Source organism: Parafrankia soli, assembly GCF_001854695.1.
GTDB lineage: Bacteria > Actinomycetota > Actinomycetes > Frankiales > Frankiaceae > Parafrankia > Parafrankia soli.
Map to the genome: position 1 here is coordinate 1 of NZ_MAXA01000223.1, position 24,486 is coordinate 24,486.

At 74.1% G+C, this 24,486-nt stretch carries 20 protein-coding genes and 1 rRNA gene; 2 read left to right on the top strand and 19 right to left on the bottom strand.

Translation table 11 applies throughout. The annotated features are described in order from the left end of the window. From BBK14_RS20230 to argC, 10 genes are all read right to left on the bottom strand, one after another. A 16S ribosomal RNA gene (locus BBK14_RS20230) occupies positions 1-204 on the bottom strand; the annotation flags it as partial. 716 nt (positions 205-920) lie between these two features. Beyond that, the gene (locus BBK14_RS20235) at positions 921-1,658 is read right to left on the bottom strand and encodes a DNA-3-methyladenine glycosylase (RefSeq protein WP_071064848.1); all 738 of its coding nucleotides are present in this window, start codon (positions 1,656-1,658) and stop codon (positions 921-923) included. Beyond that, the gene (gene argH, locus BBK14_RS20240; protein WP_420849177.1) at positions 1,643-3,178 is read right to left on the bottom strand and encodes an argininosuccinate lyase; all 1,536 of its coding nucleotides are present in this window, start codon (positions 3,176-3,178) and stop codon (positions 1,643-1,645) included. The genes BBK14_RS20235 and argH overlap by 16 nt, the downstream gene beginning before the upstream one ends. A 59-nt stretch (positions 3,179-3,237) precedes the next feature. After that, the gene (locus BBK14_RS20245) at positions 3,238-4,440 is read right to left on the bottom strand and encodes an argininosuccinate synthase (RefSeq protein WP_071064852.1); all 1,203 of its coding nucleotides are present in this window, start codon (positions 4,438-4,440) and stop codon (positions 3,238-3,240) included. Between the two features lie 79 nt (positions 4,441-4,519). Continuing rightward, a complete protein-coding gene (argR, locus tag BBK14_RS20250; protein ID WP_020459352.1) occupies positions 4,520-5,089 on the bottom strand; it encodes an arginine repressor in 570 nt (189 codons plus the stop codon). After that, entirely contained in the window at positions 5,086-6,039 is a 954-nt protein-coding gene (gene argF / locus BBK14_RS20255) for an ornithine carbamoyltransferase (RefSeq protein ID WP_071064854.1), read from the bottom strand. The genes argR and argF overlap by 4 nt, the downstream gene beginning before the upstream one ends. Beyond that, positions 6,036-7,280: an acetylornithine transaminase gene (locus tag BBK14_RS20260; protein ID WP_071064855.1), complete on the bottom strand. Its 1,245-nt coding sequence runs from the start codon at positions 7,278-7,280 to the stop codon at positions 6,036-6,038. The genes argF and BBK14_RS20260 overlap by 4 nt, the downstream gene beginning before the upstream one ends. Further along, the gene (argB, locus tag BBK14_RS20265; protein WP_071064856.1) at positions 7,277-8,341 is read right to left on the bottom strand and encodes an acetylglutamate kinase; all 1,065 of its coding nucleotides are present in this window, start codon (positions 8,339-8,341) and stop codon (positions 7,277-7,279) included. The genes BBK14_RS20260 and argB overlap by 4 nt, the downstream gene beginning before the upstream one ends. Continuing rightward, positions 8,338-9,510, bottom strand: a complete 1,173-nt coding sequence (gene argJ, locus BBK14_RS20270; protein ID WP_020459348.1) for a bifunctional glutamate N-acetyltransferase/amino-acid acetyltransferase ArgJ — start codon at positions 9,508-9,510, stop codon at positions 8,338-8,340. The genes argB and argJ overlap by 4 nt, the downstream gene beginning before the upstream one ends. 49 nt (positions 9,511-9,559) lie before the next feature. Then, positions 9,560-10,624, bottom strand: coding sequence for an N-acetyl-gamma-glutamyl-phosphate reductase (gene argC / locus BBK14_RS20275; protein WP_041253871.1), 1,065 nt, complete (start codon positions 10,622-10,624; stop codon positions 9,560-9,562). Positions 10,625-11,175: 551 nt separating this feature from the next. On the opposite strand from argC, the gene BBK14_RS41380 reads away from it, so the two are divergent. Together BBK14_RS41380 and BBK14_RS20285 are read left to right on the top strand one after the other, a co-directional pair. Next, complete coding sequence (locus tag BBK14_RS41380) at positions 11,176-12,156, top strand: TIGR04222 domain-containing membrane protein (protein ID WP_198541361.1); 981 nt, start codon at positions 11,176-11,178, stop codon at positions 12,154-12,156. Then, positions 12,149-13,483 carry an MbnB/TglH/ChrH family RiPP precursor modification enzyme gene (locus BBK14_RS20285; RefSeq protein ID WP_071064882.1) on the top strand — a complete coding sequence of 445 codons (1,335 nt, stop codon included), beginning with the start codon at positions 12,149-12,151 and terminating at the stop codon, positions 13,481-13,483. The genes BBK14_RS41380 and BBK14_RS20285 overlap by 8 nt, the downstream gene beginning before the upstream one ends. A 63-nt stretch (positions 13,484-13,546) precedes the next feature. Here the strand turns inward: BBK14_RS20285 and pheT are convergent, their stop codons facing one another. From pheT to BBK14_RS20330, 9 genes are all read right to left on the bottom strand, one after another. After that, a complete protein-coding gene (gene pheT / locus BBK14_RS20290; protein ID WP_071064858.1) occupies positions 13,547-16,114 on the bottom strand; it encodes a phenylalanine--tRNA ligase subunit beta in 2,568 nt (855 codons plus the stop codon). Positions 16,115-16,118: 4 nt separating this feature from the next. Continuing rightward, the gene (pheS, locus tag BBK14_RS20295) at positions 16,119-17,231 is read right to left on the bottom strand and encodes a phenylalanine--tRNA ligase subunit alpha (protein ID WP_241831698.1); all 1,113 of its coding nucleotides are present in this window, start codon (positions 17,229-17,231) and stop codon (positions 16,119-16,121) included. Between the two features lie 90 nt (positions 17,232-17,321). Then, the gene (locus BBK14_RS20300; RefSeq protein WP_071064859.1) at positions 17,322-18,542 is read right to left on the bottom strand and encodes a sensor histidine kinase; all 1,221 of its coding nucleotides are present in this window, start codon (positions 18,540-18,542) and stop codon (positions 17,322-17,324) included. Continuing rightward, entirely contained in the window at positions 18,539-19,471 is a 933-nt protein-coding gene (locus BBK14_RS20305) for a TrmH family RNA methyltransferase (protein ID WP_071064860.1), read from the bottom strand. The genes BBK14_RS20300 and BBK14_RS20305 overlap by 4 nt, the downstream gene beginning before the upstream one ends. A 20-nt stretch (positions 19,472-19,491) precedes the next feature. Next, on the bottom strand, positions 19,492-19,872 hold the full coding sequence (gene rplT, locus BBK14_RS20310) for a 50S ribosomal protein L20 (protein WP_020459340.1): 381 nt from the start codon (positions 19,870-19,872) through the stop codon (positions 19,492-19,494). Between the two features lie 76 nt (positions 19,873-19,948). After that, positions 19,949-20,143: a 50S ribosomal protein L35 gene (rpmI, locus tag BBK14_RS20315; RefSeq protein ID WP_020459339.1), complete on the bottom strand. Its 195-nt coding sequence runs from the start codon at positions 20,141-20,143 to the stop codon at positions 19,949-19,951. A gap of 100 nt (positions 20,144-20,243) precedes the next feature. Next, positions 20,244-20,795: a translation initiation factor IF-3 gene (infC, locus tag BBK14_RS20320; RefSeq protein ID WP_083391116.1), complete on the bottom strand. Its 552-nt coding sequence runs from the start codon at positions 20,793-20,795 to the stop codon at positions 20,244-20,246. 534 nt (positions 20,796-21,329) lie between these two features. After that, positions 21,330-22,490, bottom strand: a complete 1,161-nt coding sequence (locus tag BBK14_RS20325) for an SseB family protein (protein WP_071064861.1) — start codon at positions 22,488-22,490, stop codon at positions 21,330-21,332. Between the two features lie 142 nt (positions 22,491-22,632). Beyond that, positions 22,633-24,381: a hypothetical protein gene (locus tag BBK14_RS20330; RefSeq protein WP_071064862.1), complete on the bottom strand. Its 1,749-nt coding sequence runs from the start codon at positions 24,379-24,381 to the stop codon at positions 22,633-22,635. Positions 24,382-24,486 lie beyond the last annotated feature (105 nt).

Here is a 24,486-nt window from a genome sequence, read left to right on the forward strand (position 1 = left end):
CGATAAATCTTTCCACATCACCAGATGCCCGATGATGTCATATCCGGCATTAGCCCCGGTTTCCCGGAGTTATTCCAGAGCTTGGGGCAGGTTGCCCACGTGTTACTCACCCGTTCGCCGCTAGGAGCAAGCTCCTCGCTCGACTTGCATGTGTTAAGCACGCCGCCAGCGTTCGTCCTGAGCCAGGATCAAACTCTCCATCAATGCTTTGAAAGAGATGGCCGGGCCGCCAAGCCCAACCGATCCTGRCAAGACAGATTCTCGTATGAGTCTATCATTGCCAAAGGAATTTCCCACCACAACCAGAAGCACTAAGCCCTGGCCATGGACGGGGGTTAAAAAATATGGCACTGACTATTCGGTACGCTGTTGAGTTCTCAAGGAGCAGGTGCGTACAGGAGTTCACGCCGCGAAGCGGTTCCTCCAGGCACTTTTGCCCAAATTCGTCTTGTTTAGGTTGGAACGCCCCGATCCTTGCCAGGATCTTGCGCTCTACCCTCAGCCTCGCCCTCTCGGTCGAGGCCCTGTCCCGCGTGGAGCCACCCTGTTCGGTGTCTTCCGTGTCGCGCTGACAGAGAGAACATTACGGGTGGATGACGGGAGGCGTCAAATCAATCGGGACCTGGATAGTGTGACGTATGTCACATGGCTCTACTTGGAGCTTGACGTCGCTGTCTGATATGCGAGGCTTGAGGTTCTGCGCTCGAACGGATGGGCGACGGACCAGCCCCGCCACCAGCGCGGGAGGACCGCTCGAAACACCTGGGTACCAGCCACTGTGAAGCGGTGGACACCTCGCCGGGTCACCCGAAGCGGGGGACGTGCCGGCCGCGGGCGAGTGGCCTCTCTGTGCCGCAGGGAGCACAGTCCGTACGCGTCGGTCTGTGCGGGTTCGGTCGGGCCGTCGCAGACCACGCGCCTCAGGCGGGCATCCGCGGGGGCCGGCCCCGGCTCACCGACGGCTCGTGCAGGATCCAGAGCCGGTACGGGCGGTCGCGGCCCGTCCGGATGCCGATCCGGGGCCCACGGCCCACCTGGGTCTCGGCAACGGGTGCTCCGGAGTGAACCGTCACCGGGCCGGATCCGACGAGGTCGGTGCCGGTGAAGCCGCCGTCCACCCCCAGGGCCCGGGCGAAGCGTCCAGGCCCGCTCGCGACGCGCCAGGCGGCCGTGGCGCCCCGCGCTCCCGCGCTCCCGGCCCCGGCCTCCCCCGGCCCCGCGCCCCTCGTCGTCCCCGAGCTCGTCGCCCCGGCGGCCACGGACCCGGCCCCGGGCTCAAGCCCGGGCTCGGGCTCCGGCTGGCGGGCGCTGCCCGGAACATGCCGGGCCGGGACGGACCCGGCGACCGCACCAGCCCGGATCAGAACCGCGGCGGCCGTACCCTCCGGACCGCACACGACGTTGAAACACCAGTGCATGCCGTAGACGAAGTAGACGTAGGCGTGTCCGGGCGGTCCGAACATGACCCGCGAGCGCGGGGTCGGACCGCGGAAGGCATGGGACGCCGGATCGTCCGTGCCGCCGTAGGCCTCCACCTCGGTGACCCGCAACGCGACCGGCCCGTGCCGGACCGTCGTCCCGAGGAGATCTCGGGCGACGGCCAGCACGGGCCGGTCGTAGAAGTCGCGACTCGGAACGCCGGTCAGCTCCCGGCCCACGCCCGGTCCCGGTCGAGCACCGGCCCGAGCGCCTCGATCTGCTCCCGGACGCGCGCGGGAGCCGTCCCGCCCGGTGCCGAGCGTGCCTCGAGCGCACCACGCACCGAGAGCACCGATCGGACGTCGGCGGTGAGCAGTGGGTTGATGACCGCGAGATCGTCCTCGGAGACCTCGTCCATGTCGGCGTCGTGGGCCACACACCAGGCCACGAGCTGCCCGACGGCCTCGTGTGCCTCCCGGAAGGCGACCCCGTTGCGGACGAGGTACTCCGCCACGTCCGTCGCCAGCGCGAACCCGTCCGGCGCGGCGGCCGCGAGCCGTTCCCGGCGCACCCGCATCGTCGCGACCATGCCGGTCACCGCCGGCAGCACGACGAGGAGGGTGTCGACCGCGTCGAACACCGGCTCCTTGTCCTCCTGCAGGTCGCGGTCGTAGGCGAGCGGCAGGCCCTTGAGGGTGGTCAGCAGCCCGGTGAGCGCGCCGATGAGCCGGCCCGACTTGCCGCGGGCCAGCTCGGCCACGTCCGGATTCTTCTTCTGCGGCATGATCGAGCTGCCGGTGGCGAAGGCGTCGTCAAGCTCGACCCAGCCGAACTCCCGGGTCGTCCACAGGACGATCTCCTCACCGAGCCGGGACAGGTGCACCCCGATCAGCGCGGCGATGAAGAGGAACTCGGCGGCGAAGTCCCGGTCGGACACCGCGTCGAGCGAGTTGGCGAAGGCCCGGTCGAAGCCGAGCTCGGCGGCCACCCCCGCCGGGTCCAGCGGCAGTGAGGAGCCGGCGAGCGCGCCAGCGCCGAGCGCGCTCACCGAGGCACGCCGGTCCCAGTCCCGCAGCCGGTCGGTGTCCCGGGCGAACGCGTGGACGTGCGCCAGCAGCTGGTGCCCGAACGAGATCGGCTGGGCGTGCTGCAGGTGGGTCATCCCCGGTGCCGGGGTCTCGACGTGCTGCTCGGCCAGCCCGACGAGGGCGGTGGAGAGCTCGGTGACCCGCGCGGCGACCTGACGCGCGTGATCGCGCAGGTACAGGCGCAGGTCGGTCGCGACCTGGTCGTTGCGGCTCCGGCCGGCCCGGAGCTTGCCCCCGAGCGCGCCGAGGCGCTCGAGCAGCCCCCGCTCGAGCGCGGTGTGGACGTCCTCGTCCTCGATGGTCGGGCGGAAGCGGCCGTGGGCGACCGCGTCCGACAGGTCGTCGAGTGCGCCGAGCATCGCCGTCAGCTCGGCGTCGTCCAGCAGGCCGGCGCGGTGCAGGACGCGGGCGTGTGAGCGGGAGGCGAGCAGGTCGTACGGCGCCAGGCGCCAGTCGAACTGCACGCTGACCGACAGCCGCGCCAGCGCCTCGGCCGGCCCGCCCGCGAATCGCCCGCCCCACAGCCGCAGCGGCGGCGTCGACTCGGGGGCGTCCGCCTGCCCACCCGCGTCGGCGTGCCCCCCGGTGTCCTCTCCGGCGGTGTCGTCGGCGGTGTCCGTGCGCGCCGCGTCCGTGCGCGCGGCGTCGCCCTGTGCCCGTTCGGGATCCATCCGTTCCTGCTCCTCGTCGGCCGCCGGGTGACTCCCAGTCGCCACCGACCGAATCGACGTCACGGGTTGAGCCGCTGTTCGCGGGCCGCCCAGACCTTGGTGGGCAGGCCCCACAGCTCGATGAATCCCCGCGCGTCGGTCTGGTCGAACTGGTCGCCGGCATCGTAGGTGGCCAGCGCGTGGTCGTAGAGACTGCCCGGGCTGCGACGGCCCACGACCTGGGCGACGCCGCCCGCCAGCCGGATCCGGACGTCGCCGGTGACACCGACACTGGCCGAGTCCACGAAGGCGTCGAGGGCTGCCCGCAGCGGCGAGAACCACAGGCCGTCATAGACGATTTCACCCCAGCGCTGGTCGATGCCCCGCTTGAACCGGGCAACGTCCCGCTCGAGGGTGAGGTCCTCCAGGTCACGGTGCGCGGTCAGCAGCGTGATCGCCGCCGGGCACTCGTAGATCTCCCGGCTCTTGATGCCGACGAGCCGGTCCTCGATCATGTCGATGCGACCGACGCCCTGGGCACCCGCCCGGGTGTTGAGCTCGGCGACGAGGTCCACCAGCGACAGTGCCCGCCCGTCCAGCCCGGTCGGCAGGCCGTCGGTGAACGAGATCGTGACCTCGTCGGACGGCCGGGAGACCGTCGGGTCGGCCGTGTAGACGAAGACGTCCTCCGGCGGCTGCGCCCACGGGTCCTCGAGGACCCCGCACTCGGCCGTGCGGCCCCACAGGTTCTGGTCGATCGAGTACGGGGACTTCTTCGAGACGTCGATCGGCAGGCCACGCTCCTCGGCGAAGGCGATCGCCTTGTCCCGGGTCATGCCCGAGTCACGCACCGGGGCCAGCACGCGCAGGCCCGGGGCCAGCGCCATCACGCCGACCTCGAAGCGGACCTGGTCGTTGCCCTTGCCCGTGCAGCCGTGCGAGATCGCGTCCGCCCCGTGCTGTTTGGCGGCCTCGACCAGGTGCTTCACGATGATCGGCCGGGACAGCGAGGAGATGAGCGGGTAGCGGTCCATGTACAGGGCGTTGACGCGGATCGCCGGGGCGACGAAGGATGCCGCGAACTCCTCGCGGGCGTCGACGACGATCGACTCGACGGCGCCGCAGGTGAAGGCGCGCTGGCGGATCGCCTCGAGGTCCTCGCCGCCCTGGCCCACGTCGACGGCCAGGGCGATGACCTCGGCGCCGGTCTCGGCACCGATCCAGCCGATGGCCACGGACGTGTCGAGGCCGCCCGAGTAGGCAAGCACGACGCGTTCGGTCACGGAGTCACTCCTTAGTTGATTCTCGGTTCACGTGGTCGTTCATGACGCCGGTGGACGGGAGGTCTGCCCCGCCTGGTCCTCAGCCGGCGCCCGCGCCGGTACCTGCGCCGATGCCGGGATGCCCGCCCGTTCCGGGTGGGACCGCCACCCGTGCGACGCCGTCGGCCAGCGACAGCAGCCGGCCGGCGAACGCTGGCCCACCGGGGCCGGTGGGCCCCGCGCGGCAGACCACCAGGACGGTGTCGTCACCGGCGATGGTTCCCATCACCTCCGGCAGGGCCGCCCGGTCGAGCGCGGAGGCGAACAGCTGCGCGGCCCCCGGCGGGGTACGCAGCACGACGAGGTCGCCGTTGGCCTCGGCCGAGACGAGAAGCTCCTCGCAGAGCCGGGCCAGCGGGATGCGCACCGTCTCGGCCGGCGCCAGGTTCACGTCGACCGAGTACACGAGCGCACCGTTGGCCCCGCGGACCTTCGTCGCGCCGATGTCCTCCAGATCGCGGGACAGGGTGGCCTGGGTGACCTGCACGCCTTCCTCGGCAAGCAGACGCGCGAGCTCCGCCTGCGACCGTACCGACCGCGCCGCGATCAGCGCGGCGAGGCGGGCCTGCCGGGCGTGTTTCGTCAGCGGCGCGGCCGAGCGGATGGTCATCGGGAACCGACACCCGCCGTGGTCTCGTCCAGCAGGAACGACAGCAGGGCCTTCTGCGCGTGCAGCCGGTTCTCCGCCTGGTCGAACACCACGGACCGCGGCCCGTCGAGCACAGCCGCGGAGATCTCCATCTCCCGGTGCGCGGGCAGGCAGTGCATGACGATCGCGTCCGGGCGGGCCGCCTCGACGACCTTCTCGTCGAGGCGGTAGGGCTGGAAGACCAGCGCCCGGCTGTCGGACTCGGTGTCCTGCCCCATCGACGCCCAGACGTCGGTGTAGAGCACGTCCGCGCCGGCCGCGGCCTCGAGCGCGTCGTGCATCACCAGGGCCTCGCCGCCGGTGACCGCACCGATCTCGTTGGCGTGCCGCACGACCTGCTCGATCGGCTCGTAGCCCGGCGGCGAGGCGACGTGGACCCGCAGCCCGGCGAGTGCGCCGGCGAGCAGCAGGGAGTGGGCGACGTTGTTGCCGTCGCCCAGGTACGTCAGGGTCACGCCGGCGAGCCGGCCGCGGATCTCCCGGATGGTCTGCAGGTCGGCGAGCGCCTGGCAGGGGTGGGTGTGGTCGGAGAGCGCGTTGATGACGGGCACGGTGGCCGCCGCCGCCATCCGGTCGACCCTGTCCTGGGCGAAGGTGCGGATGACGATGGCGTCGACGTAGCGGCTCAGGACGGCTGCGGTGTCCTCGATGGTCTCGCCGCGGCCGAGCTGGGAGGAGCCGGAGTCGATCACGATCGGGTGCCCGCCGAGCTCGGCCACCGCAACGTCGAAGGACAGCCTCGTCCGGGTCGACGGCTTCTCGAAGATCAGCGCGACCGAGCGGCCCTCGAGCGGGCGGCGGGCGGGCTTCCGGTCGCGGCGCGTCGCCTTGAGCTGGTCGGCGAGATCCAGCAGTGCGGCCTGCTCGGACGAGGTCAGGTCGGTGTCGAGCAGGAAGTGTCGGGCCGTCATGCGCTGACCTTAGATCCTTCGTCCGACTTCTTCGGGCCGGTCGCCGCGGTCCTGTCCCCCTGGGCGTGGGTCTCCCGCGCCCGGTCGGCGATGCCGGGCAGCGCGGCGACGAACGCGTCGACGTCCGCCGGGGTGAGCACGAGCGGCGGCGCGAGGCGGACGGCGTTCGCCGCGACCGCGTTCACCAGGAAACCGGCCTCGCGGGCGGCGGTCTCCACCTCGGGCGCGAACGGGGCGTCGAGCTCGATCGCGAGCCACAGCCCGACGCCGCGCACCCCGGTGACCCCGGCCGCGTCCGCGGCGACGATGCCGTCGCGCAGTGCGCCGCCGAGCACCGCCGCGTGCTCGAGCAGGCCCTCGGCCACGATCGTGTCGAGCACGGCGAGGGCGGCCGAGCACACCACCGGCCCGCCACCGAAGGTGCTGCCGTGGTCACCGGGACGCAGCAGGTGACCGGCAGCGCCGATCCCGATGCAGACCCCGATGGGCAGGCCGCCGCCGAGGCCCTTGGCCAGGGTGATCACGTCCGGGACGACGCCCTCGGTCTGGTGGGCGAACCACGCGCCGGTGCGGCCGATGCCGCTCTGGACCTCGTCGAACACGAGCAGCGCGCCGTGTGCGTCGCAGGCGGCGCGGGCGGCGGCCAGGTAGCCGGGCGGCGACGGGATCACCCCGGCCTCGCCCAGGGTCGGCTCCAGGAAGACGGCGGCGGTCCGCTCGCTGACCGCGGCGGCCAGCGCGTCGGCGTCGCCGTGCGGGACGAAGCGCACGCCCGGCAGCAGCGGTTCGAACGGCGCCCGCTTCCCGGGCTGGCCGGTGATCGACAGGGCGCCCATGGTCCGGCCGTGGAAGGCCCCCTCGGCCGCGATGATCTCCGAACGGCCGGTCCGTCGGCTGATCTTGATCGCGGTCTCGTTCGCCTCGGCGCCCGAGTTGCAGAAGAAGGCCCGGCCGTCCACGCCCAGCAGCTCGATCAGGCGTTCGGCGAGCAGGAGCTGCGGGGTGTTCACGTACAGGTTGGACGTGTGGCCCAGGGTGTCGAGCTGTGCGACTACCGCCGCGCGCACCGCCGGGTGGCAGTGGCCGAGGACGCTCACCGCCACCCCGGCGATCAGGTCCACGTACTCGCGGCCGTCGGCGTCCCACACGTGCGCGCCGGACCCGCGGGTCAGGGCGATGGAGGGACGGCCGTAGGTGGCCATGATGACGGCGTCGCGCCGGTCGAGCAGATCGGCGTTCACGATCCTCCCCCGATGATGTCCACTGTTGCCGGGTCGCCCGCGCTGGAACTGGTGGTTGCCGTGACGGCGCCCTCGACCGCGACGGTGCCGGCGGCGGCGGGTGGGTCGGCGCGAATCAGCGTCCCGATGCCCTCGTCGGTGAAGATCTCAAGGAGCAGCGCGTGCGCGACCCGCCCGTCGAGCACGTGTGCCTGGGGGACGCCGCCGGAGACGGCGCGCAGGCAGGCCTCCATCTTCGGGATCATGCCCGACGACAGAGTGGGCAGGAGCCGCTCGAGCTCGCCGACGGTCAGCTCACTGATCACCTCGTCGCTCGCCGGCCAGTCGGCGTAGAGGCCCTCCACGTCGGTGAGCACGACGAGCTTGGCCGCACCCAGCGAGAGCGCCAGCACCGCCGCCGCGGTGTCCGCGTTGACGTTGTAGACGCCGCCGTCGAGGCCGCGGGCCACCGAGGCCACCACCGGCACCTTGCCCGAGTCGAGCAGGGCGTTGACGGTCGCCGGCTGGACGTCGACCACGTCGCCGACCAGCCCGACGTCCACCGGGCTGCCGTTGACCATCGCCGGGCGGCGCCGGGCGGTGAACAGGTTCGCGTCCTCCCCCGACAGGCCGACGGCGAACGGGCCGTGGTTGTTGATCATCCCGACGACGTCCCGGTTGACCTGGCCGACGAGGACCATCCGGACGACCTCCATGGTCTCCGGGGTGGTGACCCGCAGGCCGCCGACGAACTCCGAGCGCACCCCGAGCCGCTCCAGGTGGGCGGTGATCTGCGGGCCTCCGCCGTGCACGACGACGACGCGGATGCCGGCGTAGCGTAGGAAGACGATGTCCGCGGCGAACGCCTCGCGCAGCTCCGGGCGGGTCATCGCGTTCCCGCCGTATTTGATCACCATGGTGGCGCCGTGGAAGCGGGACAACCAGGGCAGCGCCTCGATGAGCACGGTGGTCTTGGCCAGCGCGGAATGCCCGCGGGCGGTTGCCGCCGGTCCGCGTGGCGGCGCGGGGATGTTCGCTCCGGCCCACCCCACGGGCTTCACCGGGTTCGTGTCCGCGCTCATGTCGAGTACGCCGAGTTCTCGTAGACGTAGCCGTCGGTGAGGTCATTCGTGCGCACGGTGAGTTCGACGTCGCCGGCGTGCAGGTCGGCGACGATGCTGATCTCCCGCCCGCCGAGGTCGACCAGTTCCCGCGGCTCACCCGGCGCGCCGCCGCGGCACACCTGGATGCCGTTCATGGTCACGTCGAGGCGGTCGGGCTCGAAGGCCGCGGACGTCGTACCGATCGCCGCGAGTACCCGGCCCCAGTTCGGGTCCTTGCCGTAGAGCGCGCACTTGAGCAGGTTGTTGCGGGCCACCGAGCGGCCGACCTCGAGGGCGTCCGCCTCCGAGGCCGCGCCGGTGACCGTGATGGAGATCGTCTTGGTGGATCCCTCGGCGTCGCCCAGCATCTGGCCGGCCAGGTCGTCACAGACGGCGGTGACCAGCTCGGTCAGCTCCGCCTCGGGCAGGGACCGCCCGGACGCGCCCGAGGCGAGCAGCAGCACCGTGTCGTTCGTCGACAGGCAGCCGTCGGAGTCGACGCGCTCGAACGTCGTCCGGCACGCCTCCCGGACCACCCGGTCCAGTGTGGCGCTGTCGGCGACGGCGTCGGTGGTGACGACGACGAGCATCGTCGCCAGCGACGGCGCGAGCATCGCCGCACCCTTACCCATACCGCCGACCGTGACGACACCGTCACCGGCCGCGCCGGATGTGCTGGTGCGCACCGCCTGCTTGGCGACGGTGTCCGTGGTGCGGATCGCCTCGGCCGCGGCGTCACCGCCGGCCGGCGAGAGCGCCACGACCGCCTGGGTGACGCCGGGGAGGAGAAGATCCATCGGCAGCCGCACGCCGATCAGCCCGGTGGAGCAGACCGCGACCTCACCGGCGCCGATCCCGAGCGCCGCGCCGACGTGCTCGGCGGTCGCGTGGGTGTCGGCGAACCCCTCGGGGCCGGTGCAGGCGTTGGCCCCGCCGGAGTTGAGCACGACAGCGCGCAGCCGGCCGGTGGTCAGCACCTGACGGGTCCACAGCACGGGCGCGGCCTGCACACGGTTGCGGGTGAACACACCCGCGGCGGCGTCGGCTGGACCATCGTTGACGACGAGGGCGACGTCCGGACGCCCGGACGGTTTCAGCCCGGCGGCGGCGCCGGCGGCCCGGAACCCCCGGGCGGCGGTGACGCTCACTGTTGCTTCCCTTCCCTAGCTGGCAGGGCCCTCGCTGCCACCGGGGCGGTCACGGCGCGAGGCCCTGAACGCTCAGACCGGTGGTCTCCGGCTGGCCGAGCATGAGGTTGGCGCACTGGACCGCCTGCCCGGCGGCTCCCTTGGTGAGGTTGTCGATCGCGGCGACGACGACCACCCGGCCCGCCTCGTCGTCCACCGTCGCCTGCAGGTGGATGCAGTTGCTGCCGAGCGTCGAAGACGTGCGCGGCCACCGCCCGGGCGGCAGTACGCGCACGAACGGCTCGTCGTCGTAGAAGGCGCGCAGGATGCCGGTGATCGTGTCGGCGTCGGCGCCGAGGCCCGTCCCCAGGTCGTCACCGGCGGCGAGGTCGGCGGCGGGCCGGGCGGTGCAGGTCGCCAGGATGCCGCGGGGCATCGGCGCGAGCACGGGGGTGAACGACAGCGACACCGGCGAGCGGGCGTACCGGGTGAGCGTCTGGACGATCTCGGGACGGTGCTGGTGGGTGCCGACCTTGTACGCGGTCATGTCGCCCATGACCTCGCTGCCGAGCAGGTTGACCTTCGCCGCCCGGCCGGCGCCGGATGTCCCGCTCGCCGCGACCACGACGATGTCGGACGGGTCGACCGCACCCGCCGCGACCAGCGGGACCAGCGCGAGGCTCACCGCGGTCGGATAGCACCCGGGCGCGGCGACCCGGTTACTGACCCGGATCTCCTCCCGCGCCCCGGGCAGCTCGGGCATTCCGTACGTCCAGGTGCCGGCGTGCTCCCCCCCGTATGCCCGGCGCCATGCCTGCGGGTCGTGGAGGCGATGGTCCGCGCCGAGGTCGACGATGCGGACCCCGGCCGGGAGGGTCGCGGCGACCGCGGCCGACTGCCCGTGCGGAAGCGCCAGGAACACGATGTCGGCGGTGGTCTCCGCCAGCGCGGCGGCGTCGACGAAGACGCGGCCGGCCAGGTCGGGCAGGTGCGGGTGGACGTCGGTCACCTCCACCCCGGCGGAGGTGTTCGCCGCCAGGTCGCCGATCTCGATGCCTGGATGGCCGAGCAGCAGCCTCAGCAGCTCGCCGCCGCCGTATCCGCTCGCGCCCGCCACTGCCGCAGTCACTCCCATGACTGCAACTTTATACACATGACCCTATGAAGATACAAGGGTTTACGGAGCGCGCCGAAGCTCCCACGGAGCGCCCTCACCGTGCCACCGCCATCGAGAACCTCCCTGAAACACGGCCCTACCTGCCCGTTGAGCGACGGTTGACGCCCTGGGGGACCACTGTGGGCACACTGGTCCCGACGCCACTCCGGACAACGGCGTTCCGGAGGCGGGTCGGGGTGGGCGGTCACGGCCGTCCACCCCGATCGTCACACCGCCCCGCCGGTCAYGCGGGCCGCTACCGCCCCCGGATCACGAGAAGGCACCTGCCCGGTTCGCCGCCCGTAACGCACGCTTCCGATCAGGCCAGGTGGCCCCGCCCGCCTCGCCCGCCCGGGCCAACTCGCCGGTCCGTCCGGTCCGTCCGGTCCGTCCGCCTCGTGCCATCGCCCGGCCGTCCGGGAACCTCTCGCGTTGAGAGTTCGACAACAAACCGTCAGTCACCTGACAGTCGGCCCCCGGGCCGGGATGCCACCATCCCGGCGTCGGGCCGACCCAGGATGGGAGTGACGATGGCGATCTCACTCGGTTACCTGCTCACAGTGCTTGCCGCGGTCGCCGTCGTGGCGGACATGCGGGCGAGGGCGGTGCGCGGACGCGGACGCGGACATGGAGCGGTGCATCCCGATCCACAGTCGGTCCCGATCGAGGACCTTGCGCTGGTCACCGCCGGCCCGCGGCGCGCCGCGCTGACGGCGCTCGTGGGCCTCTACGAGGCCGGCGCCGTCGACATCCCGCTGACCTGGCGACTCAGGGTGGCCGGACCACTCCCGCCGGGAAGCACACCGCTCGCCGCGAGCGCGCACCGGCTGATCGCGAGCGCCGGCCAGCCGCTCGTGCGCGGGATTCTCCGCCAGCTCGCCCGCGGCCCCGAGATCCGGACCGCGCAGGCACGCCTGGCCGCCGCCGGATACCTGCCGCCCGCTGGTCAGGCCCGCCTGCTGCGCATCCTGCGGCTGGTGCTGCCGCTGGCCATCGTCGCGGCGGCCGTCGTGTTGACCCCGCTGGCGGACGACGGAGACGGGGCTGGCCTGGTCCCGGTGGCGATGGTCGCCGCCGCGGTGGCCGTGATCGCTCTGGCCCGACCCGTGCCGGTCACCCTGGACGGCCGCCGGCTCGTGCAGGCCGCCGGTACCCGCGCCGCGGGTTACGCGGACGGGGGTGTCCCCGGTCAGCGCGCCGTGGCGGTCGCGCTGTTCGGACCGGCGGCCCTGCGGCGCGCCGACGCCGTCCTCGCGCGGCGAATGGGCGTCGGCTCCCGGCCCCAGCACGCCCGGCTCGGCGGCCGCGGCGGATCCTCCCGCGGCCACACCGGCTCGACGGACTCGGGTGAGACCGCCTTCGGCGGATTCGCCGGCTGGTTCGCATTCGGTGGGGACGGCTCGCACCACGGGGGCTGGGGGGGCGGCCACAGCGACGGCGGATGCGGCGGCGGCGGACACAGCGGCTGCGGCGGCGGGGGCGGCGGCTGCGGGGGCGGCGGCGGTGGCTGAGCGGCTCAGGGCCGCCRGGCCGGCCGGGCGCCTGGCAGGTCTCGGGGCCGGCTGGCGTCCCGAACTCGGCGCCGTCCTCGCCGAGCGGTCCGACCTGGGTTTCGTGGAGGTGATCGCGGAGTTCATGCGCCCCGGGGCGCCGCTGCCGCCGACACTCACCGGACTCGGCGTGCCGGTCGTCCCGCACGGCACCAGGCTCTCCCTCGGCGGCACCGAGCCGCTCGACCCGTCCCGGGTGGCGTGGCTGGCCGCGGTCGCCGAACAGCTGGGCTCACCCCTGGTCAGCGAGCACGTCGCCTTCGTCCGGGCGGGGGGAGTCGAGGCCGGGCATCTGCTCGGCGTCCCGCGCACCCGGGAGGCGCTGGGCGTGCTGACCCGCAACATCGCCGACCTGCGGGCCGAACTGTCCGTCCCACTGGCGCTGGAGAACACGGCGAGCGTGCTCGCCTGGCCGGACGATGAGCTGGACCCGGCCGCGTTCCTGACCGAGCTCGCCGACCGCACCGGCGCGCTGCTGCTCGTGGACGTCGCCAACCTGCACGGGGACGCGCTGAACCACGGCGTCGACCCGCTGCGGTTCCTCGACGCGCTGCCCTGGGAGCGGGTGGCGTACGCCCATGTCGCCGGGGGACGGGTGGCGAACGGGATCTACTTCGACACCCACCTGCATCCGGTGGCGCCGGAGGTCCTGGCCCTGGTGGGCGAGGCCGCGGCGCGCTGGTCGGGGGTCCCCGCCGTCCTGCTCGAGCGGGACGGGAACTACCCCCACGCGCCCGAGATCCACGCGGAGCTCGATGCCGTCCACGCCGCCGCTCTCGGGCCGGGCCCGGGACGGCCGGCGGGACGGCCGCCGGCCGCGGAGTTCGAGCAAAGACCGGTGACGCTCAGAGAGACACCGGTGACGCTCGAGGAGCGGCAGGTGACGCTGGTCGCCGATCTGGTGAGCGGCCGCGGTCCCGGCGACGGGTTCGATCCGGAACGGTTCGAGGCGGTCCGCGGGACGCTGATCGACAAGCGGCGCGCGGCGGTCGCCCGGTGCTGGCCCGAGCTCGCCGCGACGAGCGACTTCGCGAGCCGGTTCGCGGAGTTCGCCCGGACCCGTCCACCGGCCGGAACCCGCGCTGACGCGCTGGGCTTCGCCGCCACCGTCCACGACCGCCTCGGGCCGGGGGCTCGCCGGGAGGTGCTCGCCGCCCGCCTGTCGTCACGGCGGCTCGCCGTGATCGTCGACCGCGTGCCCGGCGGGCGGACCCTGATCGGCCTGCGACTCCCCCTGCTCGCCCCGTTCGTCCTGCCGACCGGAGCGGCGGCGGCCGGCGGCGGCTGAGCGGCGGCCGTCGCTCAGCCGCCGCTCAGCCGTCGGTGACGGCCGGCGGCCGCCGGCCGTCAGTCAGCCGCGTAGGACGGCGCCCGTCCGGCTGGTGGCCTCGGCGACGGCCGCGTCACGGGCATCGTTGGCCTCGGCCGCCGTCAGTGTCCGGTCCGGGGCCCGCAGGCGCAGGCCGAAGGCCAGCGAGCGGCGGTCGGGGCCGACCTGGTCGCCCTCGTAGACGTCGAACAGCGACAGCGCCTCCAGCAGATCCCCGGCCCCCGCCCGCAACGCCTCGGTCACCGCCGCGACGGAGACGTCCACCGCGGTGACCAGCGCGACGTCACGGTCGGCCGGCGGGAAGGTGGAGATCGCGGGAGCCGCGACCGGCGGCCGCTCGAGCGCGGCGCCGATCAGCGCGTCCAGGTCCAGCTCCATCGCGCAGGTGCGCGCCGGCAGCCCGGCGGACCCGAGGACCCGCGGGTGCAGCTCCCCGGCGTACCCGACGACCCGGCCGTCGACCGACAGCTCGGCGCAGCGGCCGGGGTGCCAGGGCATGGCGTCCCCGGCGGCGACGGCCAGCTCGACGCCGACCGCGGCGGCGGCGGCATGCGCGGCGGCCAGGGCGTCGCCCCAGTCGGCGGCCCGCCCCGGACCCCACCAGCCGGCGGGCTCGCGCAGGCCGGTGAGCACCACCGCGACATGACGCGGCTGACGGGGCAGGGCCGCGTTCAGCGCGGTGACCTCGTCCTCGCTGGGACGGCGGTCGACCGGCGGCGTGACCACCGCGGCCGGCGCGCCCGCCGGCTCCCGGAAGACCAGCCCGCTCTCGAACAGCGCGAGATCGGTCTGGCCGCGGCCGAGGTTGCGCACGGCCGTGGCGATCAGCCCCGACAGCAGCGTGGTGCGCAGGTAGGAGGCGTCCTGGGCGATCGGGTTCGCCACCCGCACCGCCGCCCGGCGCTCGTCGCCGGCGGGCAGGCCGAGCGCGTCGGCGGCGTCCTCGGCGACGAACGGGAGGGTGAGCACCTCGACGAACCCGTCGGCGGCGAGCGCCCGCCCGACGGCCCGCCGCATCTGCTGGGCGGCGGTGAGACCGCGCCCGGCGGGCAGCAGCGGCAGCGTCACCGGGATGGTGTCGTACCCCTCGAGCCGCACGACCTCCTCGACCAGATCCGCGGGGCGGAGCAGGTCGGGCCGCCAGGACGGCGCCGTCACCAGGAGCTCGCCCGGCTCGCCCGGACTACCCGCCGCCTCGGCGGGCTCCGGGTCGCGCAGCAGGCAGCCGACGTCGGTGAGGCGGCGGCGGATCGCATCCACCGGGTAGGGACGGCCGGCCAGCCGCTCGGGCTCGCCGAGCGGGAACACGATCGGCTCCGGCGCCGCGCGGTGGTCGACGTCGGTGACACCGGGCTCGGCGGTGGCTCCGGCCAGCTCGCGCAGCAGGTCGACGGCCCGCTGCGCGGCGACCGGCGCGAGCGCCGGGTCGACCCCGCGCTCGAAGCGGCGCGACGCCTCGGAGCCGAGGCGGTGCCGGCGGGCCGTCCGGGCGACGGTCACCGCGTCAAAGTGCGCGGACTCCAGCACGATGTCGGTGGTCGCCGCGGAGATCTCCGTCGCGGCGCCGCCCATCACCCCGGCGAGCGCGATCGGCCCGGAGTCGTCGGCGATGACGAGGTCCTCGGGGTCGAGCTCGCGGTCGACGCCGTCCAGGGTGAGCAGCCACTCCCCCGCCCGGGCGCGGCGGACGACGATCGGGCCGGTGAGCTTCGCCCGGTCGAACGCGTGCAGGGGCTGCCCCAGACCGAGCATGATGATGTTGGTGACGTCGACCGGCGCGGAGATCGGCCGCATGCCGGCCAGCGACAGCCGCCGCGACCAGTCCAGCGGGGTGCGCGCGGCGGGGTCGACACCGCTGACCGTCCGGGCGACGTAGCGATCGCAGGCGGCGGTGTCCTCGACCCGCACCGGGTATCCGGCCGCGGAGTCGGCGCCGGTCGCGGCGGGCTCGTCGGAGCCCCAGGCACCGGGGTCGTCGAACGGCAGGCCGAAAGCCGTCGCCGCTTCCCGGGCGATGCCGCGCACCGACAGGCCGTAGCCCCGGTCCGGGGTGACGGCGATGTCGAGCACCTCGTCGCCGAGGCCGAGCAGCTCGGCGACGTCCGTCCCGATCCGGGAACCCGCGGGCAGGACGAGGATCCCGCTGTGGTCCTCCCCGAGGCCCAGCTCCCGGGCCGAGCAGATCATCCCGTCGCTGACGTGCCCGTACGTCTTGCGGGAGCTGATCTCGAACCCGCCGGGCAGCACCGAGCCGGGCAGCGCGACCGGCACCCGGTCGCCGACCTCGAAGTTGAACGCGCCGCAGACGATCCCGCGCACACCGGGCTCCGCCTCCCCCGACCCGGACGCCACGGGCCCGCCCGGCTCACCGAGCTCGGCGACCCGCACCCGGCAGAAGCGGACGTCCTTCTTCTTCGCCGCGACGACCTCGATCGAGAGCACCTCGCCGACCACCACGCCGGCCAGGTCGCCACCGACGGTCTCCAGGCCCTCGACCTCGAAACCGGCGCGGATCAGCGCGTCGGCCACGGCCTTCGCCGGCGGCAGGCCGCCGACCTGCTCACGCAGCCACGACATCACGATTCTCACCGGGTCAGCCCTCGCTTCCGAACGGCAGGCCGAAGCGGACGTCCCCGTCGACGAAGTCGCGGATCTCGCGGACGTCGTGCCGGGTCATCGCGGCCCGTTCCAGGCCCATCCCGAAGGCGAAACCGCTGTAGCGCGCAGGGTCGACCCCGCAGGCCCGCAGCACGTTCGGGTCGACCATCCCGCAGCCGCCGGCCTCGATCCAGCCCTCGTCGGAACAGACCCGGCACGGCTGGCGGGCGGCGTCGCCACGGCAGGCGAAGCACTGGACATCCAGCTCGGCGGACGGCTCGGTGAACGGGAAGAACGACGGCCGCAGCCGGGTGGACAGTCCGGAACCGAACAGCGCCTGGGCGAACACCTCGAGGGTGCCGCGCAGGTCGGCCATGGTGATGCCCTCGTCGACGGCGAGGCACTCGAGCTGGCCGAACACCGGCGAGTGCGTCGCGTCGATCGTGTCGTTGCGGTAGGTGCGCCCGGGGCAGACCACGTAGACCGGCAGCGGGCGGGACAGCAGCGAGCGGATCTGCACCGGCGAGGTGTGCGTGCGCAGCAGCCGGCCGGACGCGGCCGGCTCGACGTAGAGCGTGTCGTGCTCGCTGCGCGCGGGGTGGTCGGGCGCCATGTTGAGCGCCTCGAAGTTGAACCAGTCGTGCTCCACCTCGGGGCCCTCTGCGACCTCGTAGCCCATGGCCACGAAGACGTCGGTGAGCCGGTCGGAGAGCAGGCTCAGCGGGTGGCGGGCGCCGCGGCGGCGGCGGTCGACCGGCAGGGTCACGTCGACCCGCTCGGCGACCAGGATCTCGGCGTCACGCCGGGCGGTGAGCTCGACCAGCCGGGCCTCGTAGGCGGCCCGGACCTTCGCGGTCGCGGCGTTGTGCGCGCGGCCGGCCTCCGCCCGGTGCTCGCGGGGCAGGGCGCCGAGCTCGCGACGGGCGAGCATCAGCGGCGCCTGCTGTCCGTCCACGTGGGCGGTGCGCACGGCGGACAGCGCGGCCAGGTCGTCGGCCCCGGCGATCGCGGCGAGTGCAGCGGCCGCGGCACCGTCGAGCCGTCCGGGATCCAGGGCACCGAGATCCACGGGATCAGCGGTCTCGTTGGGGGCGGGCACGATGATCATCCTCATCGACGGTGGGCGGGCTGGCACAGCCCGCCCGAATGGATGGGTCGGTTCTCCGGGGCGCCCGCCGGTGGTTCGTCGTACGCGGCCTCAGCCGAACACGGGCCCACCGGCGGGCACGAAAAATCGGAACTCCGCCCCGCCGCCCGGCGCCTTGCCGACCGAGATCRTCCCACCGTGCGCGTCGATCAGCGCCTTGGCGATGTACAGCCCGAGACCGGTGCCGTTCCCGCGGCTCGCGCCGCGCCAGAACTTGGCGAACACCCGGGTGGCGTTGGCCTCCGGGACTCCGTCGCCCTCGTCGCCGACCGTCACCTCGGCGCCTGTCCCCGTACCGCTGAGCACGACGGTCACAGTACCCGCGCCGTGGCGCAACGCGTTGTCGACGAGGTTGTGGAGCACCTGCTCGATCTTGTCGGGGTCGACCCACATCTCGGGCAGGTCGCCCTCCATCCGGACGGCGAACCGCTCCGGTGGGGCGGAGCCGGCCGCGATCTTGCCCTCGACGACCCGGCGGACGGCGACGCGCATGTCCACGATCTGCTTGCGGATCTGCACCCGGCCGGCGTCGATGCGGGAGACGTCGAGCAGCTCGGTCAGCAGCCTGGTGACCCGGTCGGCGTCGGTGTTGACAGTGTTGAGCATGAGCTTCTTCTGCTCGTCGGTGAATCTGTCCCACCGGGCGAGCAGGGTCGCCGTGAACCCCTTCACGCTGGTCAGCGGCGAGCGCAGCTCGTGCGCGACCGTGGCGATGAGATCGGCGCGGTTGCGCTCGATCCGCTCCCGGCTGACCGTGTCACGCAGGCAGACGGCGACCCGTACGAGGGCGCCTTCGACACGGGTGAACCGGGTGGTGACGTTGAAGTCATGGTCGGAGGCGGGACCGGCGTAGGTCAGCCGGCGCTCGGGTTGCCCGGTGACCCGGGGCAGCTCGCGGCTCGGCTGCGAGCACTCCCACCAGTCGTTGCCCCGCTCGTCGAGCAGCGGCAGGACGTCGGTGACGTGCCGACCGACCGCGTACCCGGCGGACAGCCCGGTCATCTTCGTCGCGGCGGCGTTGAAGAGCTCCACAGTGCCCGTCGCGTCGGTGACGACCACCGGGTCGGGCAGCAGGTCGAGGGCCGCCGGAGAAAGCACGTCCACCGACTCCTCCGCGGTCTCGGTCTCACCAGCCCCGTGCGCCGTGGCGCCGACGTCGGGGACACCGGCGGCTACGGCGTCACCCTCCGTGACACCGACGTCCGGTACACCGACGATCTGGTCGTCGTCCGCGACGTAATGCCCGGAAGTGGACGCGACGATGCGCGTCAATGCGCCCCACCTCCCCCGGCGCCGGACGTAGCGGACCCGACCATTCTCTGCGCCCGCGCCGACGCATACAGACACAGCGCTGACGCAACCGCAAGATTCAGCGACTCGGCCTGACCGTACACCGGTACCCGCACCGCCGCGTCCGCGGACGCCGCCGTCGCCGGCGTGAGGCCTCTCGCCTCGTTGCCGAAGACCCAGGCCGTCGGCCCCGCCAGCGTGCCCACGCCGGCCAGGTCGTCAAGGTCGCGGGCCGCGTGGCCCGAGGCCGCCAGCACCAGGCACCCGGCCCGGCGCAGCGCCCCGACGACCGCGGGGCCGTCCTCGGCGACCACGACTGGCAGGTGGAACAGGCTCCCCGCGGACGCCCGGACGCACTTCCCCCCGAAGGGGTCGACGCTGTTCCCGGTGAACACGACCGCGTCGGCGCCGGCCGCGTCGGCCGAGCGAATCACGGTACCGGCGTTCCCCGGGTCGTTCGCGCCCTCGCAGACCGCGACCAGGCGCGGCCGGCCCAGATCCGTCAGCTCGTGGCGGGGCAGCTCGGCGACGCCGACCAGGCCCTGCGGGGTCACCGTCTCCGACAGCGCCGCGGCGGCGGCGTCCGTCACGAGCCGGACCGGCAGGTCGGCCGCGGCCAGCAGGTCCGCGTGCCGCTCCGCCGCCGACTCGCCGACGAAGAGCTCCACCAGGGCACCCACGGCGAGCGCCGCGGTGACCGCCTGCGCGCCCTCGACGAGGAACAACCCCTCGCCGCGGCGATCCGCCGGCCGCCGCAGCCGGCGGGCGGCGGCGACCCGGGCCGAGCGCAGCCCGTCCACCCGCCCGGGCGACGGGCGGGCGGCCCGGCCGCCGGCCGCCGGCCCGGACCGGCCGCCGGCGAGGGCTGTCGGCCGGCCCGCGGAGCGGCCCTGCGGGTGGCGAGGCGACACCGGTGGAAGCCCGTGGTGCCTCAGGCGGCCGAGGTCTCGGCCGCCGCGGGCAGCGCCGCGCGGGCGACCTCGACGAGGGCGGCGAACGCGGCCGCGTCGTTGACGGCGAGATCGGCGAGGATCTTGCGGTCCACCTCGACACCGGCCAGCCGCAGGCCCTGGACGAAGCGGTTGTAGGTCAGACCGTTCGCCCGCGCCGCGGCGTTGATACGAGTGATCCACAGCTGCCGGAAGTCGCCCTTGCGCGCGCGACGGTCCCGGTAGGAGTAGGTCATCGAGTGGAGCATCTGCTCCTTGGCCTTGCGGTAGAGCCGCGAGCGCTGGCCCCGGTAACCGCTGGCGGCCTCGAGAACCTCGCGGCGCTTCTTCTGGGCGTTGACCGCCCGCTTCACGCGTGCCATGAGGGCACCTGTCTCCTTCGTTCGTTCACTTCCGGCCCCCGGACCCCGCCAGGGAGCGTCGGCGGAGGCGGAACTGTCAGCGAGCCAGCAGGCGCTTGATGCGCCGGTTGTCCGCGGAGCTCAGCGGGACCTCGTCGTACAGCCGGCGGGTGCGGCGGCTCGTCTTGTGCTCGAGCAGGTGGGCGCGGTTGGCGCGCCGACGCATGATCTTGCCGGTGCCGGTGACGCGGAACCGCTTCCCGGTACCGGTGTGGGTCTTCATCTTGGGCATGATCGTGTCCCTGTGGGTGGATTGCGGGCACGCGCCGCTGGCGCGCCTGTTCGAGGTATCCGTGCTGTGTGCACGTCGTTGCGACTTCGCCCGGCGTGACCTACACCTGGCTGGCGGACTCTGGGAGCCGCTGGGGCTTGGCGCCCTTGTGYGGGGCCATGACCATCGTCATGTTCCGGCCGTCCTGCTTGGGCTGGGCCTCGACGTAGCCAAGGTCGGCCACGTCGGTCGACAGCCGCTGCAGCAGCCGGATGCCGAGCTCGGGACGGGACTGCTCCCGACCTCGGAACATGATGGTGATCTTGACCTTGTCGCCGGCCTTGAGGAACCGCACTACGTGACCCTTCTTGGTCTCGTAGTCGTGCGGATCGATCTTCGGTCGGAGCTTCATCTCCTTGATGACCGTCTGGACCTGGTTCTTACGAGCCTCGCGACGCTTCTGGTCGGACTCGTACTTGAACTTTCCATAGTCCATCAGCTTGCAGACCGGCGGACGGGCAGTCGGTGCCACCTCGACGAGGTCGAGGTCGGACTCCTGCGCCAGGCGCATGGCTTCCCCGATGGAGACGATGYCGATCTGCTCGCCCTCCGCACCTACGAGGCGAACCTCCGGAACGCGGATCCGGTCATTGATACGTGACTCTGTGCTGATGTGCTTTCCTCCGTGGCTCGACGCGCGGGCACGACCTCACCGCAGCGGAGCACCAAGCCCGGGACATCCCGGACTCCCGGCCGACAATGCCGTGGGAACGGCTCGGCCGACCGGCGACCCGGCCACCGCGTGCGAGCCGGTCGAATTAACGACCAGCCGGCTGACTGTTCCGCGGCGACGACGGGTGGAGGGCGAACCCCCGCTTTGACCCGATCACGGGGCCCGAGCGACGTGCCGTCGGGACGCCTGCCACCGCAGTGGCCTTGCCACCTTGGTGACCCTGCCACGTCAGTGACCTTGCCACCTCAGTGACATGTCGCGCCCAAGCACGACCCCAGGACCCGCCATCAGGCGGTCTACGGTCCAGCGTAGCAGAGATGCCCGGCAGGACCGATCAACGCCGACCCCGGTGGCACGGCCCCACCCCGGCGCCGCGGCCGGCCAGGCACCGCGGCGGAGCGGGTCCGGGCCCGCGGGATGTCCACTCGGACCCGACCGACCTGCGCCGGCCACGCGGCCACAGGTCAGCTCCCATTAGGCGCGGCCGTCCCGACGGCGGAACAGCGAACGCCGCGGGGGGCGCACCCCGCGGCCGAGATGGGCGCGCACCGCTGGCACCTCGGTGGGGTCGACGACGAGCACGGCGGCCTCCGCGCTCCCGCCGCCCGCCGCGGATCCGCCGGGCCCGTCCTCGATCAGCAGGCGCAGCCGGCGCACGATCTCGGTGATCATGTCGTCACCCCCGGGAGCGGCGCCCCCGGCAGCCCCGGTGTCCCCGAAATCGCCGGGGCCGTCTGGATTCTCCGTGTCGCCTGGATTCTCGAGGTACCCGCGGTCGACGGCGTCCCGGCTCCCGGCCCTGCCCGCGGCGCCCCCGGCACCAGCGGTGGCACCGGCACCAGCCGCGGCGGCACCGACGGCGGCAGCGGCGGTGCCGGCGGCGCCGTTCACCGCGACGGCGAGGACCGGGCGGGCCGGCCAGCGCTGCCCGATCGACTCCGCCAGCTCCGCCGGCCAGACCTCCGTCTCCGGCGGCAGGCCGGCGAGCGCGGCGCGGATCCGCCGACGGCCCCGCGCGCCGAGCGGCACCGGGCGCGGGCGGAGCAGACCACCCCCGGAGTCTGCCGCGACGATCAGCTCGTCCGCGTGGCCGTCGGCGCCAGCGGTCGCCGGGCCCGCCGCGCCCCGCATGGCGGCGGACGTCCCCGGCTCGCCCGACGAGATCCACATGCCCTCGCCGCCACCGAAGGGCCGCGGGCCACGCCGGCCGACCCCGCCGCCGACATCCCCGGCGGCGGGCCGGACGTCCAGGGTGACCGGGGCCGGGCCGCCGAGGTCGATCACGACGGCGGCCAGGCCCATCCGGACAGCCTCCGCGCACGCGTCGGGCAGCGTCACGGGAACGGGGCGCACCGAGGGGCGCCAGGCCGCCATCACGTCCACCGCACTGAACACCGGCAGCGCACCGGAGCCTGACGGCGTACGCAGGGTGACCAGGACCATGTCGCTCTTCTTGTCCGCGCCGGTCAGCGCGTCGGTGGCGAGAGCCCGGGCCTCGACCCCGACGAACACCCGGGCGCCAGGAAGCGCCGCGGTGAGCGCGGCACGGTCGCCTGAGCGCAGGGCCGCCAGCAACGCGGAGTCGGCACGGCCGTGGTCACCCTGCCCGGGTGGCGTCAGCAGGTCGGGGGACACCCCATCGACTGTAGTGCGTGAAAGTGGCGCTCCGGGACCACACCCGTCGCCTTTGGAGGGGTAGGCGGCCAGGTGTCCGGCGCCGGCGGTCGCGCGGGGTGGGGCCGGCTCGGCCGGTCCGACCCCACCCCGCGCGACCGGCTCAGCCGGTGCCCGGCGGACGGCCGCCCGGACCCGCCACGGACGCCGGGTCGACGGCCGTGGCGAGATCGTCGAACGCGGCCCGGGTGCGCTTGCGCAGGCTCCGCCAGGCGAACGGACGGCTGTCCGTCAGCGCCGGGTCGAACGGGACGACCACCACTAGACGGGCGCGGCCGGCCAGGTCGTCCAGGCGCTGCCGGGCGGCGCGGGTCAGCCGGGTGGGGTAGGTCTCGACCACGGCCACGAGCGCCGAGGCTGCGAGGTCGCGGCGGCCGGCCCCGCCGAGCGCGGTGAGCGCGGTGAGCGCGGTGAGCGCGTCGTCCGTCGCGGCCAGTTCGGCCTCGCCGGCCCGGGTGGTGACCACAACGAGATCACTGCGCGCGAGCAGGGTCGCCGGCACCGGCTGACTCCATCCCGACGGCCCGTCCGCGATGACCACCGGGAACCACCGGGCAAGCAGGTCCAGGGCCGCGGCCAGCTCGTCGCCGGCCAGGCCGGGCGCGGTGAGATCGTGCACGCCGGGCAGCACCTCGAGCCCGCCCGGACCGTCGGCGGCCAGGTAGCGCCGCAGCTCGGTCAGCGACGCGACCGGGGGCCGGGCCCCCGCCAGCTCGCGCAGCCCGACCCGGCGCGGCCGCAGACCGACCCGCTGGGTCAGCATGCCGTACTGGTCCGGGCAGGCGTCGACGGCGGCGATGCGGGAGTGGGCGCGCGCGGCGAGCGCCATGCCCAGGCCGGCCGCCACCGTCGTGCGGCCGCAGCCGCCACCGAACCCACCGACCAGGACCCGCAGGGCGCGTACCGCCGGACGCCGGTCCGTAGCGGGAACGACTTCGGCCGACGGCCGGGGCGTCTCGGACGCGGCCGGCAGCGGCGCGGCCGGCCGGGGCACGGCGGGTGCCGGAGCCACCCGTTCCACCGCTCGCGACGGCACGGGTGCTCGAGGGGCCGGATTCGGCGGCGGCGGTGCTGGGGATGGCGGTGGCGGCGGAGCGGGCGGCAGCGGGACCGACGGCGGCAGGGTGGGCAGTGATCCGAAGGACGCCGCGCGCTCCCACTGGGCCGGGGGCCGCTCCCCGGTCGGTGTGGCGGCGATCCCGACGTCGGGCGTCCACCCGCCCGCGGACGGCGCCGGGGCGGGACTGGGCAGAGGAGCGGTGGCCTCGCCCTCGATCACCGCCCGCCCGGGCGCCGGAGCCCGCGTCGGCGTCGGCGGCGGCGGCGCAGACGGCGGCCGGACAGACGGCGGCGCAGGCGGCGGGACGGCCTGCTGACCGGATGACGGCGCGGGAGCGGGCGCGCCCGGCGGCACCTGCCGGTCGGGCGGTGTCTGCCGGTCGGACGGGGGCGCCTGGTGCCGGTCAGGTGGGGCAGCCGCGGGCGGAGGGACCGCGGGCGGGCCGGCCGGAGCGGGCGAAGCGGGCGTCCGCCGGACGGCCGGCGGAGTCGGCGGCGGTGCGCCGCGCCCCGGCTCGGGCCGCGGCGGGCGCGGGCGGCTGCGGGTCTGCCGGCGGCTGACCGTCGCCCGGCCGGGCTGGGTCTCCTGCGACATCCGCATGCCCAGCAGGGAGACCGGGCGGGCGTCGCCCTCGGAGTCGCTCTCGCCGCCCGCCTCGGGCGTCACCGGCTCCGGTTCGGCACCGAACGGGTCGCGGCCCGCTCCCGGGTAGTCGGACCCCTCGGAGCCCGAATCGCGCGAGGACGGCCCACCGGCCGCGTCACGTTCAGACCCGTGGCCCGTCACCTGCATGTCCCCACCTCATGTGTGTCGACCGTCCGAAAGGTCGGCACCGGTGGTGAGCCCCCCGCCCACCGCCGGTGCCGACCTGTCGCACCGGAACCTCGCCATGAGGTG

Bases quoted from the DNA above. Each gene is read 5' to 3' on its own strand.
- argH (WP_420849177.1), bottom strand. From the start codon at position 3,178: ATGGATCCCGAACGGGCACAGGGCGACGCCGCGCGCACGGACGCGGCG.
- argR (WP_020459352.1), bottom strand. From the start codon at position 5,089: ATGACCATCCGCTCGGCCGCGCCGCTGACGAAACACGCCCGGCAGGCC.
- argF (WP_071064854.1), bottom strand. From the start codon at position 6,039: ATGACGGCCCGACACTTCCTGCTCGACACCGACCTGACCTCGTCCGAG.
- argB (WP_071064856.1), bottom strand. From the start codon at position 8,341: ATGAGCGCGGACACGAACCCGGTGAAGCCCGTGGGGTGGGCCGGAGCG.
- argC (WP_041253871.1), bottom strand. From the start codon at position 10,624: ATGGGAGTGACTGCGGCAGTGGCGGGCGCGAGCGGATACGGCGGCGGC.
- BBK14_RS41380 (WP_198541361.1), top strand. From the start codon at position 11,176: ATGGCGATCTCACTCGGTTACCTGCTCACAGTGCTTGCCGCGGTCGCC.
- pheS (WP_241831698.1), bottom strand. From the start codon at position 17,231: ATGATCATCGTGCCCGCCCCCAACGAGACCGCTGATCCCGTGGATCTC.
- rplT (WP_020459340.1), bottom strand. From the start codon at position 19,872: ATGGCACGCGTGAAGCGGGCGGTCAACGCCCAGAAGAAGCGCCGCGAG.
- rpmI (WP_020459339.1), bottom strand. From the start codon at position 20,143: ATGCCCAAGATGAAGACCCACACCGGTACCGGGAAGCGGTTCCGCGTC.
- BBK14_RS20330 (WP_071064862.1), bottom strand. From the start codon at position 24,381: ATGCAGGTGACGGGCCACGGGTCTGAACGTGACGCGGCCGGTGGGCCG.